12 protein-coding genes are annotated in these 17,272 nt (G+C 73.0%); 11 read left to right on the forward strand and 1 reads right to left on the reverse strand.

Features of this window, described 5'->3' with window-relative positions; all coding sequences use genetic code 11:
• Position 1: 1 nt before the first annotated feature.
• The 4 genes from Cph01nite_RS04425 (at position 2) to Cph01nite_RS04440 (ending at position 3,006) form a co-directional block, all read left to right on the forward strand.
• Positions 2 to 1,168, forward strand: a complete 1,167-nt coding sequence (locus Cph01nite_RS04425; RefSeq protein WP_203671456.1) for a BMP family ABC transporter substrate-binding protein — start codon at positions 2 to 4, stop codon at positions 1,166 to 1,168.
• A gap of 62 nt (positions 1,169 to 1,230) precedes the next feature.
• Positions 1,231 to 1,947 carry an isochorismatase family protein gene (locus Cph01nite_RS04430; protein ID WP_203671460.1) on the forward strand — a complete coding sequence of 239 codons (717 nt, stop codon included), beginning with the start codon at positions 1,231 to 1,233 and terminating at the stop codon, positions 1,945 to 1,947.
• Positions 1,944 to 2,684 carry a biuret amidohydrolase gene (biuH, locus tag Cph01nite_RS04435; protein ID WP_239069020.1) on the forward strand — a complete coding sequence of 247 codons (741 nt, stop codon included), beginning with the start codon at positions 1,944 to 1,946 and terminating at the stop codon, positions 2,682 to 2,684. The genes Cph01nite_RS04430 and biuH overlap by 4 nt, the downstream gene beginning before the upstream one ends.
• 49 nt (positions 2,685 to 2,733) lie before the next feature.
• Positions 2,734 to 3,006: a DUF167 domain-containing protein gene (locus tag Cph01nite_RS04440; protein WP_203671461.1), complete on the forward strand. Its 273-nt coding sequence runs from the start codon at positions 2,734 to 2,736 to the stop codon at positions 3,004 to 3,006.
• An 11-nt stretch (positions 3,007 to 3,017) separates the two neighbouring features.
• Here Cph01nite_RS04440 and Cph01nite_RS04445 read toward each other — a convergent pair whose 3' ends face one another.
• Positions 3,018 to 3,362 carry an iron chaperone gene (locus tag Cph01nite_RS04445; protein WP_203671462.1) on the reverse strand — a complete coding sequence of 115 codons (345 nt, stop codon included), beginning with the start codon at positions 3,360 to 3,362 and terminating at the stop codon, positions 3,018 to 3,020.
• A 163-nt stretch (positions 3,363 to 3,525) separates the two neighbouring features.
• Between Cph01nite_RS04445 and pulA the strand changes: the two genes are divergently transcribed.
• From pulA to chvE (Cph01nite_RS04480), 7 genes are all read left to right on the forward strand, one after another.
• Positions 3,526 to 9,387, forward strand: coding sequence for a pullulanase-type alpha-1,6-glucosidase (pulA, locus tag Cph01nite_RS04450; protein ID WP_203671469.1), 5,862 nt, complete (start codon positions 3,526 to 3,528; stop codon positions 9,385 to 9,387).
• Between the two features lie 257 nt (positions 9,388 to 9,644).
• Positions 9,645 to 10,775, forward strand: coding sequence for a multiple monosaccharide ABC transporter substrate-binding protein (gene chvE, locus Cph01nite_RS04455; protein WP_203671471.1), 1,131 nt, complete (start codon positions 9,645 to 9,647; stop codon positions 10,773 to 10,775).
• 84 nt (positions 10,776 to 10,859) lie between these two features.
• Positions 10,860 to 12,407 (forward strand): multiple monosaccharide ABC transporter ATP-binding protein, encoded by a 1,548-nt coding sequence (gene mmsA, locus Cph01nite_RS04460; protein ID WP_203671475.1) that lies wholly within the window; start codon positions 10,860 to 10,862, stop codon positions 12,405 to 12,407.
• A complete protein-coding gene (mmsB, locus tag Cph01nite_RS04465) occupies positions 12,404 to 13,639 on the forward strand; it encodes a multiple monosaccharide ABC transporter permease (RefSeq protein WP_203671477.1) in 1,236 nt (411 codons plus the stop codon). The genes mmsA and mmsB overlap by 4 nt, the downstream gene beginning before the upstream one ends.
• 46 nt (positions 13,640 to 13,685) lie before the next feature.
• Positions 13,686 to 14,918, forward strand: a complete 1,233-nt coding sequence (locus Cph01nite_RS04470; protein ID WP_203671479.1) for an ROK family transcriptional regulator — start codon at positions 13,686 to 13,688, stop codon at positions 14,916 to 14,918.
• A gap of 66 nt (positions 14,919 to 14,984) precedes the next feature.
• The gene (locus Cph01nite_RS04475; protein WP_203671481.1) at positions 14,985 to 15,767 is read left to right on the forward strand and encodes an ATP-binding cassette domain-containing protein; all 783 of its coding nucleotides are present in this window, start codon (positions 14,985 to 14,987) and stop codon (positions 15,765 to 15,767) included.
• 297 nt (positions 15,768 to 16,064) lie between these two features.
• Positions 16,065 to 17,222: a multiple monosaccharide ABC transporter substrate-binding protein gene (gene chvE / locus Cph01nite_RS04480; protein ID WP_203671483.1), complete on the forward strand. Its 1,158-nt coding sequence runs from the start codon at positions 16,065 to 16,067 to the stop codon at positions 17,220 to 17,222.
• Positions 17,223 to 17,272 lie beyond the last annotated feature (50 nt).

A 17,272-nucleotide genomic window follows, 5' to 3' on the forward strand; every position in this document is an offset into this window, starting at 1 on the left:
CATGCTGCGCACCCGTACCGTCCGTGCCGCCGTGGCGGCCACCGTGGCGGCCGCCGTGGTCGCCGTCCTCGCCGCCTGCAGCCCGGCCGCCTCGGGCGCGTCCGGCGGCGGCGCGCCCGCGGCGGCGTCCGACGTCGCGCCGGGGGAGGGGGCGACGAAGATCGGCGTCATCGCCGTCGGCCCGCGTGACGACTTCGGCTACAACCAGGCCGTCCACCAGGGGGTGGAGGCGCTGCGCGCGGAGTTCCCCGGGATCGAGGTGCTCGACGCCTACAACATCCCCGAGGACGACACGGCGGCCACCACGATGGAGAGCATGGTCGCGCAGGGCGCCACCATCCTCTTCGCGACCAGCTACGGGCACCTGGACGCCGCCCGGCAGGTCGCGGCGGCGCACCCCGAGGTCGTCGTCGTCCACCAGGGTGGGCTGCTCGACCCCGCCCCGCCGAACATGGGCACCTACTTCGGCAGCGTCTACGAGCCCGTGTACCTCGCGGGGATCGCCGCGGGTGCCGCGACGCGGACCGGCAAGCTCGGCTACGTCTACGCGATCCCGATCCCGCAGACGCTCGCGAACATCAACGCGTTCACCCTCGGTGCACGGTCCGTGCGGCCCGACGCGACGGTCACGGCCGTCTCGACGACCTCGTGGTGCGACCCCGCGACGCAGGCCGACCGCACGGCGTCGCTCCTCGCCTCGGGCGTCGACGTGATGACGCAGCACCAGGACTGCACCAAGACCGTCATCGAGGCGACCGAGGCCGCCGGGGCGTTCACGGTCGGGTACCACGCGGACGCCTCCAGCCTGGCGCCCGAGGGCTGGCTCACCGGGTCCGAGTGGGACTGGGGGCCGCTCTACACGCAGATCGTGCGGACGGCCGTCGCCGGCGACTTCGTGGGCAGCGAGTTCAACGGCAACTACCGCGCGGCGATGGCCGGCGGGGAGAACCCGTTCGTCGCCTCCGCCTTCGGCCCGAGCGTCACCGACGCGACGAAGGCGCTGGTCGCGGCCGCGGCGGCCGACCTGGCCGCGGGGGGCAGCCCGTTCACCGGCCCGGTCCTCGCCCAGGACGGCTCGGTCGTCGTGCCGGAGGGCGAGACGCCGTCCGTCGACGTCATCGAGCAGATGGACTACTTCGTCGAGGGTGTCGTCGGCACCGTGTCCTGACCGCCCGCCCGGGGCCGGCCGCGTCGGTCGGTCCCGGGCCCCGACCCGCCGCAGGGAGCGCCATGAGTCCGCACGTCCCCGGCACCACCCCCTACCCCTGGCCCTTCGACGCCGACCTGCGCGGCGCCGCGACCGCGCTGCTCGTCGTCGTGGCGGCGGACGGTGCACTCCCGTCGTCCGTCGCCGGACGGGTCGCGCGGCTCGCGGCGGCGGTCCGGCGGGCGGGAGGGCCGGTCCTGGCGGTCACGACGACGGCCCCGCCGCCGGGCGCGTCCGTCCCACCGCGCCGGGCGACGCCCGTGCACCCCGCGACGCCCGTGCACCCGCCGGCGCCGGGGGTCCTGCGCGGTCTCGTCCCCGACGTCGCGCTCGTGGCCGGCGGGGTCGACGGGTTCCACGCGAGCGACCTCGACCTCGTCCTGCGGCTGGGCCGCGTGCGGCGTCTGCTGCTCGCCGGGGTGGGGCTCGAGACGTGCGTGCACTCGACCCTGCGCGACGCGAACGACCGGGGGTACGAGTGCCTGCTCGTCGTCGACGCGTGCGAGCCGGCCGACCCGGACCTCGTGGCGGCGGCCGTGTCGTCCGTGGAGATGTCCGGCGGCATCTTCGGTGCGGTCGGGACGACGGACGCGGTGGTCGACGCCCTGACGCGGGCCCGGACCGTGGCCACCGCACCGGCAGCGCCCGTCCTCCCGGCACCGCCCGTCCTCCCCGCACCGCCCGCCGCCCCGGTGACCGCCGGGTCGGGTCCCGCACCGACGTCAGGAGACCTGCCGTGACCGACCAGCTGACCTCCGCCCCGGCACCGACGACCGTGGGCACGTCGTTCGGCCCCGTCGAGGCCGACCCCTACGCGTGGCCGTTCGACGGGACGTTCTCGCCGTCGACGACGGCCGTGCTCAACATCGACTGGCAGCAGGACTTCTGCGGCCCGGGCGGGTACGTCGACGCGATGGGCTACGACCTGTCGCTCACCCGGGCCGGCCTGGCGCCGACCGCGCGGCTCCTGGGCGTCGTCCGGGAGCTCGGGTTCCACGTGCTGCACACCCGCGAGGGGCACCGGCCGGACCTGTCGGACCTGCCGGCGAACAAGCTCTGGCGGTCCCGCCGCATCGACGCCGGGATCGGCGACGTCGGCCCCTGCGGGCGCATCCTCACGCGCGGCGAGCCCGGGTGGCAGATCGTCCCGGAGGTCGCGCCGCTGCCGGGGGAGGTCGTCATCGACAAGCCCGGCAAGGGGTCGTTCTACGCGACCGACCTCGACCTGGTGCTGCGCAACCGCGGGATCACGCACATCATCCTCACCGGGATCACGACCGACGTGTGCGTGCACACGACCATGCGGGACGCCAACGACCGCGGGTACGAGTGCCTGCTGCTGTCCGACTGCACGGGTGCGACCGACCACGGCAACTACCTCGCGGCGCTGAAGATGGTGACGATGCAGGGTGGGGTCTTCGGTGCCGTCGCGGACTCCGCGGCGCTGCTACGGTCGCTGGCGTCGCCGCTGACCTGAGGTGCCGCCGGCCCCCGCCGGCCCCAGGGCGGCGCTCGGAGGTGGGCGGGTGCGGATCGCGATCCGGGTGCGACCCGGTGCCTCGCGCACCCGCGTCGGGGGGCGTCACGGCGGCGCGCTGGTCGTGGCGGTGGGGGCGCGCGCGGTGGACGGTGCCGCGACCGAGGCCGCGCTCGCGGCGCTGGCGCAGGCGCTGGGCGTGCGACGCCGCCACGTCACCCTGGTGACGGGCGCGACGAGCCGCGACAAGGTCGTCGACGTGGACGACACGGTCGTCGACGACGCCGTGCGCGCGCGGTTCGCGGCGCTCGCGGAGGGCTGACGCGGCCGGGGTCACGCCTCGATCTGGTCGCGACGCGCCGCGACCAGCGTGCGGATCGCGTCGTCGGGGAGGGGGTGCGCCGGGTCGAACCGGACCGTGCCCTTCGCGAGGTCGACGCCGGGGAGCGCGTCGCGTGCGGCGTCGACCGCAGCGGGACTGAACGGGTACACCCCGATGTGACGCTTGGCGGGCATGACGGACAGCAGCGGCTTGCCGCGGTGGACGAGCGCGGGCATGCCGTAGCCGAGGCCCTGCGTGGCGTCGGGGACGAGCTCGCGCGCGACGTCGTAGACGTGCGCGATCACGGCGGCATCGGCCGGGTCCAGCCCGGCGAGGTAGTCGTCGACGGTGCCCATGTCGCCATGCTGGCACCGGTGGCGGCGTCGGGGTGCGGCGCCGCGCCACGGGTCCGGTGCGTCGGGAATGACCGAAACCCTTGCTGCAAGTTGTTGCAAGGGGTTACCGTCGCGGGGACAGCCACCGACGGCACGACGACGTGCCGCGACGAAGGAGTCCGCGATGGTCGGCGCCGCTCTGCCACGTCCCACCGTCCGCCGCACCGCGCGGCACGTCCTGCCCGGGCGGCGGACCGCGGCCGCCCTCGCGGCCGCCGCGGTCGCGGTCTCGGGAGCGGTCGTCGCGGCCGGACCGCCCGCCGCGGCAGCAGCCGGCTCGGTGACCCTCGTGGGCAGCCTGCAGGACGAGCTGGGGTGCGCCGCCGACTGGGAGCCCACCTGCGGCGCCACGGCACTGACCGCGACCGACGTCCCCGGACGCTTCTCGGCGACGTTCACGGTCCCCGGCGGGGCGCACGAGTGGAAGGTCGCGCTCGACGGCGCCTGGGACGGGTCGACGGGTGCCGACGGGACCGACGCGAACACGCCGCTCGTGCTGGCCGGCCCCGCCGACCTGACCTTCACCTACGACGCCGCGACCCGCCGCACGTCGGTCGTCGTCCCCGACCTCGCCGGCGGCTACTCGGCCGCCGACGCCGCCCTCGTCGCCGACCCGGTGCGGGACCCCGGGGCCGGCGAGCAGCTCTACTTCGTCCTCACGGACCGCTTCGCCGACGGCGACCCGTCGAACAACACCGGCGGGCTGACCGGGGACCGCCTGGTCACGGGCCTGGACCCCACCGACAAGGGCTTCTACCACGGCGGGGACCTGGCGGGTCTGCGGGAGCGCCTCGACTACGTCGAGGGCCTGGGCACCACGGCGATCTGGCTCACGCCGTCCTTCCTCAACCGCCCCGTCCAGGGCACGGGCGCCGACGCGTCCGCCGGCTACCACGGCTACTGGATCACCGACTTCACGCGCATCGACCCGCACCTGGGCACCAACGCCGAGCTCGAGGCGCTCATCGACGACGCGCACGCCCGCGGCATCAAGGTCTTCTTCGACATCATCACCAACCACACGGCCGACGTCATCGACTACGCCGAGGGCCGGTACACGTACGTCGAGCAGTCGGTCGAGCCGTACCGCGACGCCGCAGGCGTGCCCTTCGACCCCGCGGACTTCGCGGGGACCGACGACTTCCCGGCGCTCGACCCGGCGGTCTCGTTCCCGTACACGCCCGTGGTCGACCCCGCGGACGCCGACGTCAAGGTCCCGGCGTGGCTCAACGACCCGACGCTCTACCACAACCGCGGCAACTCGACGTGGACGGGGGAGTCCGTCACGCACGGCGACTTCGACGGCCTCGACGACCTCATGACCGAGCACCCGCGGGTCGTCGACGGGTTCGTCGACGTCTACCAGGCGTGGGTGGACCTCGGCATCGACGGCTTCCGCATCGACACCGTCAAGCACGTGGACGACGAGTTCTGGGACGTGTTCACCACGCAGATCGCGGAGCACGCGGCGTCGGTCGGCAACCCCGACTTCTTCATGTTCGGCGAGGTGTACGACGCCGACGCGGCCCTGACGGCGCCCTACGTGCGGGACACCGACATGAACGCGATCCTCGACTTCTCCTTCCAGGCGGCCGCGGCGAGCTACGCCCGGGGCTTCTCCGCCGCGGGCCTGCGGGCGCTGTACGCGAGCGACGACCTCTACACGACCCCGACGAGCAACGCCCAGGCGCTGCCCACGTTCCTCGGCAACCACGACATGGGGCGCATCGGGTACGCCGTGAAGGACGCGGACGACCCGCAGGCCCGCTCGGGCCTGGCACACGCCCTGATGTACCTCACGCGCGGCCAGCCGGTCGTCTACTACGGCGACGAGCAGGGCTTCGTCGGCGACGGCTCGCTGGGCGGCACCGACAAGGACGCGCGCCAGTCGATGTTCGCCACCCAGGTGGCCGAGTACGCCGACCAGGCGCTGCTCGACGGCACGCCCGCCGGGTCGGTCGACCGGTTCGACACGGACGCCGCGCTCTACCGGCACGTCGCCGCGCTCGCCGACCTGCGTGCGACGACGCCCGCGCTGACGACCGGTGCGCAGGTCGAGCGGCACGCCGAGGGAGCCGTCTACGCGTTCTCCCGCATCGGCGACGACCACGTCGAGCACCTCGTCGCGCTCAACAACGCGGCCGCACCGGTGGCCGTCACGCTCGACACGCTGACCCCCGGCGGGACGTTCACGCCCCTGCTGGCGACCTCCGGGGCCGAGGTGGTCGACGGTGCGGCCGTCACCGCCGCGGCGGACGGCACGGTCGCGCTCACGGTGCCCGAGTTCGGCGCGGTGGTGCTGCGGGCCGACGGCCGGGTCGCCCCCGGCGACGACGCGATCACGTTGTCCGCCCCGGGCGCGGGCGCCGCGCTCGCGGGCCTGGTCCCCGTGGCCGCGACCGTCGACGACGCGTACGCGACGACGTCGTTCGCGTACCGCGTCGTGGGCGACGCCGACTTCACGCCGCTCGGCACCGCCGAGACCGCCGCGCCGCGCGTGTTCCACGACGTCGCGGACCTCGCGCCCGGCACCCTCGTGGAGTACCGCGCCGTGCGCCAGGACGTCGCGGGCGGGCGCAGCGCCGCGTCCACCTACGCGAGCGTCGGCGTGGCCGTCGACGGCGTCGACCCGCCGCCTGGCCCGGGGGATGTCCTCGTCACCGTGCCCGGCAGCCACAACGCCGCGATGGGCTGCCCGGGCGACTGGCAGCCGGCCTGCGAGGCCGCACGCCTGACGTCGCCCAACGGACTGGTGTACTCCGGCACGTTCACGCTCCCGCCCGGCGACTACGAGTACAAGGTCGCCGTCGGCGGCTCGTGGGACGAGAACTACGGTGCGGGCGGCGCCCCCGGGGGCGCGAACATCGCCTACACCGTGACGGGCGCGGGTCCGCAGCAGGTGACGTTCGTCTACGACGCCACGACCCACCAGGTCACCTCCTCCGCCCAGGGGCCGCTCCTCACGTTCCCGGGGTCCTACCAGAGCGAGTCCGGCTGCGCGGGCGACTGGGACCCCGCCTGCCTGGCCACCGCCCTGGTCGACGGCGACGGGGACGGCACCGCCACGTTCACGCTGCCGGACCTGGCCGCCGGGACGTACGAGGTCAAGGTCGCGCACGGCCTGTCGTGGGCCGTCAACTACGGCGCCGGCGGCGTCCCCGGGGGCGCGAACATCGCGTTCTCGGCACCGGGCGGCTCACCGGTGGTGTTCACCTACGACCTGACGACCCACGTGCTCACCGTCGGCGCCGCGGACCCGCCGCTGCCGGGCACGGGGCAGCTCGCCGCGCACTGGGTCGACGCGCGCACGATCGCCTGGCCGGCGTCGTTCGTCGCGAGCGGCACCGACCCGGCGACGCTGGCCTTCACGCTGCACGCGTCCTCCGAGGCGTCGCTCGACGTCGTCGACGGTGCGGTCACGGGCGGTGACGTGATCGCCCTCACGCCGGTCGCGGGCGGCCTGACGGCGCGCCAGCTCGCCCGGTTCCCCGCGCTCGACGGCTACGTCGCGCTGCGCGTGGGCACCGACCGACGCACGGTCGAGCGCGTGCTGCGGGGCCAGCTCCTCGTGCGGCAGGCCGGCGCGGACGGGGCCGGGCAGGCCGTCACGGGTGTGCAGGTCCCGGGGGTGCTCGACGACCTGTACGCGGGCAGGGCGGTGCGGCGCGCGCTCGGCACCACGTGGGCGAAGGGCGCGCCCTCGCTCGCGCTGTGGGCCCCGACCGCGCAGGACGTCGACCTCCTGGTGTGGCCGGCCGGCCGCCGCGGCGCCGTCGACACCTCCGTCGAGCCCGTCCGCGCCGACGCACGGCGCGAGGCCGACGGGACGTGGACCGTGCGGGGGCCGCGTGCGTGGGACGGCGCGGCGTACGAGTGGGAGGTGACCGTGTACGCCCCGACGACGGGCGCGGTCGAGGTCAACAGGGTCACCGACCCGTACGCGGTGGCACTGACCCTCAACAGCACGCACGGCGTGCTCGTCGACCTCGACGACCCGCGGTACCGCCCCCGGCAGTGGGAGCGGACCCCGCAGCCGCGCGTCCGCCCCGTGGACCAGACGATCTACGAGCTGCACGTGCGCGACTTCTCGGTCTCCGACGCCACGGTCCCGCCCGCGCTGCGCGGCACGTACGGCGCGTTCACGGTGCGCCGCAGCGACGGTCGCGACCACCTGCGCGCGCTCGCGGACGCGGGCCTGACGACCGTGCACCTGCTGCCGACCTTCGACATCGCGTCGATCGAGGAGGACCGCGCGGCCCGGGCGACGCCGGACTGCGACCTGGCGGCCCTGCCGCCCGACTCGACGGAGCAGCAGGCGTGCGTGGCCGCCGTGGCCGCGCAGGACGGGTTCAACTGGGGCTACGACCCGTGGCACTGGACGGCGCCCGAGGGCTCGTACGCGGTCGACGCGCACGGCGGCGCGCGCGTCGCCGAGTTCCGCTCGATGGTCGGCGCGCTGCACGCCGACGGGCTGCAGGTCGTGCTCGACCAGGTCTTCAACCACACGGCGGCCAGCGGCCAGGACGCGCAGAGCGTCCTCGACCGCGTCGTGCCCGGGTACTACCACCGCCTGGACGCCCAGGGGCGCGTCGAGACGTCGACGTGCTGCCAGAACGTCGCCACCGAGCACGCCCTGGCCGAGAAGATGATGGTCGACTCGGTGGTCACCTGGGCCCGGGACCACAAGGTCGACGGGTTCCGGTTCGACCTCATGGGGCACCACTCGCGGCAGTCGATGGAGAAGGTGCGCGCCGCGCTCGACCGGCTGACGCCGCGTCGCGACGGCGTCGACGGCCGGGCGGTGTACCTCTACGGCGAGGGATGGAACTTCGGCGAGGTCGCCGACGACCGGCTGTTCGAGCAGGCCACGCAGGGCCAGCTCGGCGGGACGGGGATCGGCACCTTCTCCGACCGGCTGCGCGACGCGGTCCGCGGCGGTGGCCCGTTCGACGAGGACCCGCGCCTGCAGGGGTTCGGCTCGGGTGCCTTCACCGACCCGAACGGCGCGCCGGTCAACGGCAGCGAGGCCGAGCAGCTCGCCCGCGTGCGGCACCAGGCCGACCTGGTGCGGCTCGGCATGGCGGGCAACCTGCGCGCCTACGAGCTGCTCGCGAGCGACGGCACCGTGCGCCGCGGTGACCAGCTCGACTACAACGGGCAGCCCGCCGGGTACGCCGACTCCCCGGAGGAGGTCGTCACCTACGTCGACGCGCACGACAACGAGACGCTCTTCGACAACCTCGCCCTCAAGCTGCCGCAGGACACCCCCATGGCGGACCGGGTGCGGATGAACACCGTCTCGCTCGCCACCGTGACCCTGGCGCAGACCCCGTCGTTCTGGCACGCGGGCGCCGACCTGCTGCGCAGCAAGTCGCTCGACCGCAACTCCTACGACTCGGGGGACTGGTTCAACGTCCTCGACTTCTCGCGGCGGACCACCGGGTTCGGCCGCGGGCTGCCCCCGGCGCCCGACAACGAGGCGAGGTGGCCGTACCAGCAGCCGCTGCTGGCGGACCCGGCCCTGGTGCCGTCGACGGACGACATCTCGACGGCCGCGACCGCGGCGGCGGAGCTGCTGGAGCTGCGGTCCTCGACGCGCCTGTTCCGGTTGGGCGACGCGTCGCTGATCCGGCAGAAGGTGACGTTCCCCGGTTCGGGGCCCGAGGCGGCGCCCGGGGTCGTGGTCATGCACGTCGAGGACCGGCCCGGGTGGGACGGTGCGGCCCGGCGGTGGCGGGCGGACGTGGACCGGCGGCTGGACGGCCTGCTCGTCGTGGTGAACGCGTCCGACGCGCCCGCCGCGCAGCGCGTCGACGTCCTGGCGGGCCGCCGCTACGTGCTGTCACCGGTGCAGGCGGGCGGGACCGACCCGTTCGTGCGCGGCACGACCTACGACCGGGCCACGGGGACGGTCGTGGTCCCGGCGCGGACGGTCGCGGTGCTCGTGGAACCGGCCGCTCGCGGGTTCGGGGCTGGGCGACCATGACTTCACCGCTCGAAGACATCGAGCACCCGCCAGGGTGATCGCCCCCAGGATCCGGGCGCTCACCCACACGGGTGGCGTCCGCCACCCTGCTGCATCGGTCAGGACACGGAATGGTCACGGCCCTTGCCGTCGTGAAGCCTTCAGGTCTTGAATGCAGCACGAAGCCGTACCCGGCTCCCCGGCACTGTCGCCGGCCCGGGTGGGCGGGACGACGGACGTCCCGACCGTCGAGCGGCGCACAGAGGGAGCGGACAACGATGTCACTGGCGTGGAAGAAGAGCGCGATCGCGATGGTCGCCGCAGGTGTGCTCGTCGGGTCCATGGCGGCCTGCAGCACCGAGCGTGACGCAGGTACGGGGAGCACCGACGGCGCCGGCGGCGCGGAGGACACCATGGTCGGCATCGCGATGCCGACCAAGAGCCTCGAGCGGTGGAACCGCGACGGTGCGCACCTCGAGGGCCTGCTGCAGTCCGCAGGCTACGAGACGAGCCTGCAGTACGCCGACAACAAGGTCGACCAGCAGATCACCCAGCTGGAGAACATGATCAACCAGGGCGCCGACATCCTCGTCATCGCCTCGATCGACGGCACGGCCCTCGCGCCGACCCTCGAGCAGGCGGCGGACGCCGGCATCACGGTCATCGCGTACGACCGCCTCATCAACGACACCCCCAACGTCGACTACTACGCGACGTTCGACAACTACGGCGTCGGCAAGATGCAGGGTGAGTTCATCGTCGAGGCCCTCGACCTCGAGAACGCCGCCGGGCCCTTCAACCTGGAGCCCTTCGCCGGGTCGCCCGACGACAACAACGCGAAGTTCTTCTTCGCCGGTGCCTGGGACATCCTGCTGCCGTACGTGGAGAGCGGCAAGCTCGTCGTCCCCTCCGGCAAGTCCCCGGCGTCGAACGACGACTGGCAGTCCATCGGCGTCCAGGGCTGGAGCTCGGACACCGCCCAGGGCGAGATGGAGAACCGTCTCAACTCGTTCTACGCCGCCGGCGCCAAGGTCGACGTCGTGCTGTCGCCCAACGACTCGCTCGCGCTGGGCATCGCCCAGGCGCTCGAGGGCAACGGCTACGCGCCCGGCGAGGGCTACCCGATCCTCACGGGTCAGGACGCCGACCAGGCGAACGTCCTCAACATGATCGCGGGCAAGCAGTCCATGTCCGTCTGGAAGGACACCCGCACGCTCGGTGACAAGGTCGCCGTGATGGTCCAGCAGATCGTCGACGGCGACACCGTCGAGGTCAACGACGAGGAGACCTACGACAACGGCGAGAAGGTCGTCCCGACCTACCTGCTCCCGCCGCAGGTCATCACGCCGGAGAACGTCGAGATCCTCGTCGACTCGGGCTTCTACGGCGCCGGGGACCTCGGCCTGTGAGACCGCGCCGGCCGCGCGACCCCCGGGTCGCGCGGCCGGCCGCCCCACCCCCTCCGGCCGGTCCGGACCATCCAGCGAGGACACATGGACACCGAGCACATCCTCGAGATGCGCGGCATCACCAAGACCTTCCCCGGCGTCAAGGCGCTCTCCGACGTCACCCTGGCGGTGCGCCGCGGCGAGATCCACGCGATCTGCGGGGAGAACGGCGCCGGCAAGTCGACGCTCATGAAGGTGCTGTCGGGCATCTACCCCCACGGCACGTACGACGGCGAGATCGTCCTCGACGGCGAGGTCCAGGAGTTCCGCGGCATCCGCGACTCCGAGCGCCAGGGGATCGTCATCATCCACCAGGAGCTCGCGCTCTCGCCGTACCTGTCGATCGCCGAGAACATCTTCCTCGGCAACGAGCGCGCGGCCCGCGGCGTCGTCGACTGGAACCGCACCAACGCCGAGGCGTCGCGGCTGCTCGCACGCGTCGGCCTCGCGGAGCGGCCCGACACGCGCGTGAGCGACATCGGTGTCGGCAAGCAGCAGCTCGTCGAGATCGCCAAGGCGCTCTCCAAGGAGGTGCGCCTGCTCATCCTCGACGAGCCGACCGCCGCTCTCAACGACGAGGACAGCGCGCACCTGCTCGCGCTCATCGAGGGGCTGCGTGGCGAGGGCATCACCTCGATCATCATCAGCCACAAGCTGAACGAGATCGAGAAGATCGCCGACACCACGACGATCATCCGCGACGGCCAGACGATCGAGTCGCTCGACATGCACGGCGACGACCCCGTCACCGAGGAGCGGATCATCCGCGGCATGGTCGGACGCCCGCTCGACCACCGCTTCCCCGACCACACGCCCGTCATCGGCGAGGAGGTGCTGCGCATCGAGGACTGGACGGTGCACCACCCCGTCGACCAGGCGCGCAAGGTCGTCGACGGCGCGAGCCTGACCGTGCGCCGGGGCGAGATCGTGGGCCTGGCGGGTCTCATGGGCGCCGGTCGCACCGAGCTCGCGATGAGCGTCTTCGGCCGCTCGTACGGCACCCGCATCTCCGGACGCCTCTTCAAGAACGGCGTGGAGGTCACGGCGGGGAGCGTGCAGGAGGCCATCGGGCACGGCATCGCGTACGCGACGGAGGACCGCAAGCGGTTCGGTCTGAACCTCATCGACACCGTCCAGCACAACATCTCGGCCGCGGCGCTCGGCACGCTCTCGCGGGGAGGTGTCGTGGACCGCGAGGAGGAGTCGAAGATCGCCGAGCGGTACCGCAAGGACCTCAACATCCGCACACCGACGGTGACCGCGCTCGTCGGCAAGCTCTCGGGCGGCAACCAGCAGAAGGTCGTGCTGGCCAAGTGGCTCTTCGCCGACCCGGACGTGCTCATCCTCGACGAGCCGACGCGCGGCATCGACGTCGGCGCGAAGTACGAGATCTACACGATCATCAACAGGCTGGCCGACGCCGGCAAGGGTGTGCTCGTCATCTCCTCCGAGCTGCCCGAGCTGCTCGGGGTCTGCGACCGCATCTACGCGCTCAGCCAGGGCCGTGTCACGGGCGAGGTGGCCCGGGCCGACGCGACCCAGGAGCACCTCATGCACTTCATGACGATGGACAAGGACGGGATCGCCCGATGAGCACCACCACCGACGTCAACGTCCCCTCCCCGACCCCGCCCGGTGCGCCGCGCGTGTCGATCGGGCAGCGGCTGCAGGGTCTGGGCGGCAACGCGCGCCAGTACGGCATCTTCGGTGCGCTGGTCGTCATCGTCCTGCTGTTCCAGGTGCTGACGGACGGCAAGCTGCTGCTGGCCAACAACGTCGCGGCGCTGTTCCAGCAGAACGCGCACATCATGGTGCTCGCGATCGGCATGCTCATGGTCATCGTCGCGGGTCACATCGACCTGTCGGTGGGCTCCGTCGTCGCGTTCGTCGGTGGCGTCGTGGCCACGACGATGCGCGACTTCGACGCCCCCTGGCTGGTGGCGGTGCTCGTCGGCCTGGCGCTGGGCGCGCTCGTCGGTGCCTGGCAGGGGTTCTGGGTCGCCTACGTGGGCATCCCGGCGTTCATCGTGACCCTCGCGGGCATGCTCGTGTTCCGCGGCCTCGCGCTCGTGGTGGTCGGCGAGACGCTCGCGGGCCTGCCCTCCTCGTTCATCCGCATCTCCAAGGGGTCCCTGCCCAACGTGCTGGGATTCCTCAACAACATGGACGTCGTCACGCTGGTGATCGGCGCCCTGGCCGTCGCCGCGATCGTGGTGAGCCAGCTGCGGGCGCGCAGCGCGCTGCGCAAGCACGACCTGCACGTGGAGGCGTCCGGCCTGTTCCTGGCGAAGATCGCGATGATCGCCGTCGGCATCGGCATCCTCACCGTCATCCTGTCGTTCTCGGCCGGTGGCACTCCCATCGTCCTGGTCATCGTCGGCGTCCTCGTCGTCGCCTACTCGTTCCTCATGGGCCGCACCGTCTTCGGCCGGCACATCTACGCGATCGGCGGCAACCGGGCGGCGGCGGCGCTGTCCGGCGTGAACACGCGCAAGGTCGACTTCTGGATCTTCGTCAACATGGGTCTGCTCGCCGGGGCCGCCGCGGTCTTCACCACCGCACGCGCCGGCGCCGCCATCGCGTCGGCGGGCCAGAACTACGAGCTCGACGCGATCGCCGCGTGCTTCATCGGCGGGGCGGCCGTCACGGGCGGCATCGGCCGGATCGCCGGCGCCATCGTGGGGGCGCTGATCATGGGCGTGCTCAACATGGGGCTGTCGATCCTGTCGGTCGACCCGTCGTGGCAGATGGCCATCAAGGGCATGGTGCTCCTGCTGGCCGTCGCGTTCGACCTGCTCAACAAGCGCCGCGCGGGCACGCAGTAGGGCCCGGTCGCACGGTGCGGCGCGTGCGCGCCGGTAGGTTGCCCCCGTGAGCAGGCGAGCGGCGGCGGCGGGCTCGCAGACGGCCCTGCGCGAGGCCAACAAGGCGCTGGTGGTCGGGACGGTGCAGCGGTACGGCGGGCTCACGCAGGTCGAGCTCGCCGCCGCCACGGGCCTGTCCCAGGCGACGGTGTCGACCATCGTCCGCGAGCTGCTCGCGGCCGGCCTGGTCGACACCGCCGTCACCACCCGCAGCGGCCGGCGCGCCCAGCTCGTCACGCTCGCCCGGCGGGTGGGTCTGGCGGTGGGCGTGCAGGTGGGGCACCGGCACCTGCGGGTCGCGCTGGGGGACTTCGCCCACGAGGTCGTGGCCGAGCAGATGCTCCCGCTGCCGTACGAGCACCCGTCGGACACCACCCTGGACCGCGCGGCCCTGCTCGTGATGGAGCTCCTCGAGCGGATCGGGTCCGGGCTCGACGACGTCGTCGGCATCGGGGTGGGCGTCCCGGCGCCCGTCGACACGGACACCGGCATGGTCTCGGTGCCCGGTCTGCTGCGCGGCTGGGAGGGGGAGCACCTGGGGCAGGTGCTCACCAAGCGGCTGGGCCGCCCCGTGCACGTCGACAACGACGCGAACCTCGGGGCGCTCGCGGAGTCGACGCTGGGGGCGGCGCGCGGCTACCGCGACGCGGTGTACGTGCGGGCGTCGTACGGCACGGGTGCGGGCATCGTCATCAACGGCCACGTGCACCGGGGGTTCGCGGGCACGGCGGGGGAGATCGGCCACGTGCAGGTGGACCCGACGGGCCACATCTGCCGGTGCGGCTCGCGCGGGTGCCTCGACACGGTCGTGGGCGCGAACGCCCTGGTGGAGCCGTTGCGGGCGACCCACGGGTCGCTCGCCCTGCGGGACGTCATCGCGCGCACGCGTGACGGCGACCCGGGGTTCGCCCGCGTCGTGGCCGACGCGGGGGCGGTGATCGGCGCGGTCGTCGCCGGGCTCGGGACGGCGGTCAACCCGCAGTGCGTGGTCGTGGGGGGTGAGCTGTCCGAGACGGGCGAGGTGCTGCTGGGGCCGTTGCGCGAGGCGGTGCGCCGCCGGGTGCTGCTCAACCAGATCGCCCCGCTCGAGGTGGTCCCGGCGGCCCTCGGGCAGCGCGCGGAGGTGATGGGCGCCCTGGTGCTGGCGCTGCGCTCGGCGGACCTGCCGGTGCGCGCCGAGGAGGACGTGGAGCTCGTCGACGGCGCCGACGGGCCGGGGGATCAGGACGACGAGGGTTGACCGGGGGAGGGCAGGGGGATTCACTGCACGTGACACGTGCGCGACGGGGAGCAGGTGGGTCGAGGCATGACTGACGCGACACGGGTGCCGTTGCTGTCGATGCGGGGCATCAGCAAGCGGTTCGGCGGGGTCGAGGCGCTCGCGGGCGTCGACCTCGACGTGCACCGGCACGAGGTGGTCGCGCTGGTGGGCGACAACGGCGCGGGCAAGTCCACCCTCGCCAAGATGGTCGCGGGCGTGCTGACCCCGGACACGGGCCTGGTGGAGATCGAGGGCGTGCCGGTGAGCATCCCCACGCCGGCGGCCGCGCACGCGCTCGGCGTCGCGACGGTCTTCCAGGACCTCGCGCTGTGCGACAACCTCGACGTGACGTCCAACCTCTTCCTCGGGCGGGAGCTGCGCGACGCGCGCGGTGTGCGCGACGACGAGCGCATGGAGCAGGTCGCGCGGCAGATCCTGCGGGACCTGACCAGCCGCATCCCGTCGGTGCGCGTCCCGCTCGCGCACCTGTCGGCGGGTCAGCGCCAGTCCGTCGCCATCGCGCGCACCCTCATCGGCTCGCCGCGGATCGTGGTGCTCGACGAGCCGACGGCGGCGCTGTCCGTGGCACAGACCGCGGAGGTCCTCATGCACATCGAGGGCCTGCGGGACCTGGGTCTGGGCGTGGTGCTCATCAGCCACAACATGACCGACGTCCGGTCGGTCGCCGACCGCATCGAGGTGCTGCGCCACGGCCGCAACAACGGCTCGTTCGACGCACGGACCACCGGCTACGAGCGGATCCTCGGGGCCATCACCGGGGCGGTCCGCGCCGACCTCGGCGTCCCGCCGGTCGCGGCGGCGTCCTGACCGCTCGGGGCCGTCGCGCACCCCGCGTCACCCCGGCGGGGGCCTGGTCACGCTTCCACCTCGCTCGCCCGGCCCAGCCGGGGCAGATCGTGATGAGTTCGTAACCGAGCATGACGCTCTGCCGGTTGACTTCGGGTTCCGAACGAAAGCATGGTGTGGGCACTGCACCGGGACGACGACGACCCCAGTCACGCCCGACGCAGCCGGTACTCCGGCCGATCGTGGCGCAGCGGCCACGCACGGGCTCCCGATGACTTCGGGACCGGAACCTCTCGACGACGAGAAGGAGCACACGAGATGCGACGCAAGATCACCATGGTGGCCACGGCGGGAGCCCTTGCTCTCAGCCTCGCGGCCTGTGGCGGTGGCGGTGCGGGGAGCACCGACAGCACCGCCGGCGCCGGCGGTGGCGCCGACGCGAGCGACATCACGATCGGTGTCGCCATGCCGACCGAGACGTCGGAGCGGTGGATCGCCGACGGCAACGCCGTCAAGGCGGGCCTCGAGGAGCTCGGGTACAAGGTCGACCTGCAGTACGCCGGCGACGACATCCCGACGCAGACGCAGCAGATCGACCAGATGATCACCAGCGGCGCCGACGTCCTGATCATCGCGTCCATCGACGGTACGGCGCTCACGAGCCAGCTCGAGAACGCCGCCGCGCAGAACATCCCGGTCATCGCCTACGACCGCCTGATCCGCGACAGCGAGAACGTGGACTTCTACGTCACGTTCGACAACTTCGCGGTCGGCGTGGCCCAGGGCACGGCGCTCCTGCGCGGCATGGGCCTGCTCGACGAGGGCGGCACCGAGGTCGCCGGTGTCACCGGTCCGTTCAACATCGAGCTGTTCGCCGGCTCGCCGGACGACAACAACGCCGGGTTCTTCTACGAGGGCGCCATGTCCGTCCTGGAGCCCTTCATCACTGACGGCACGCTCGTCGTGAAGTCCGGCCAGACCGACTTCGACACCGTCGCCACGCTGCGCTGGTCGCAGGAGGCCGCGCAGAAGCGCATGGAGGACCTGCTCACCTCCACGTACTCCGACGGCTCGACGCTGGCGGGCGTGCTCTCGCCGTACGACGGCATCTCGCGCGGCATCATCACCGCCCTGCAGGGTGTGGGCCAGGGCCCGACGATCGAGGCCGGTCTGCCGATCGTCACCGGCCAGGACGCGGAGATCGCGTCGGTCAAGCTCATCGCGGACGGCGTGCAGTCCTCCACGATCTTCAAGGACACCCGCAAGCTCGCGGAGCAGTCCATCAAGGTCGCCGAGGCGTTCATCAACGGCGAGGAGCCCGAGGCGAACGACACCGAGACGTACGACAACGGCATGAAGGTCGTGCCGTCCTACCTGCTGGCGGTGGACACGGTCTTCACCGACGACATCACCACGCTGCTCGTCGACTCGGGCTACTGGAGCGAGGACGAGGTCGAGTCCGGCGTCGCCGGCTGACCTGACCGACCCCGCGGCCCGGCCGTCCCACCACGGCCGGGCCGCGGACC

The organism is Cellulomonas phragmiteti, assembly GCF_016862775.1.
Taxonomy (GTDB): domain Bacteria; phylum Actinomycetota; class Actinomycetes; order Actinomycetales; family Cellulomonadaceae; genus Cellulomonas; species Cellulomonas phragmiteti.